The 258-nt window shown below is 56.2% G+C and carries 1 pseudogene; it reads right to left on the bottom strand.

Annotated features, from left to right (window positions below):
* Nucleotides 1-131, bottom strand: a pseudogene (locus BLX42_RS27010) (IS256 family transposase); the annotation flags it as partial.
* Between the last annotated feature and the right edge of the window lie 127 nt (nt 132-258).

The raw sequence follows: 258 nt of genomic DNA, 5'->3' as shown, positions 1-258 counted from the left end.
CCCGCGCCGCACAGGCCTTCGACATCGAACTCCATCATGCGCTGGGCAACGAACTGGATCATTTGCTTGAGCAGATCAGCGTCTGCCCCTTTCTCAACCAACTCGGTCAATGCGATAGTGGGCTTGGTCATCGTGGTTTCTCTGGTGAGTGTTTGGTCTTCGCAAACTCAACGTTAGCCAAGAACCACGATGACCATCCTCTTTCGCCCGCAGGGCGCCTTCGGCTGGTTCAGTTACACCACTTCCCGGGACACGATC

Origin of the sequence: Pseudomonas sp. SG-MS2 (assembly GCF_009933855.1) — a bacterium.
Taxonomy (GTDB): Bacteria; Pseudomonadota; Gammaproteobacteria; order Pseudomonadales; family Pseudomonadaceae; genus Aquipseudomonas; species Aquipseudomonas putida_E.
Note: the sequence above shows the minus strand (reverse complement) of the source record. Positions and strands in the feature narration are given on the sequence as shown.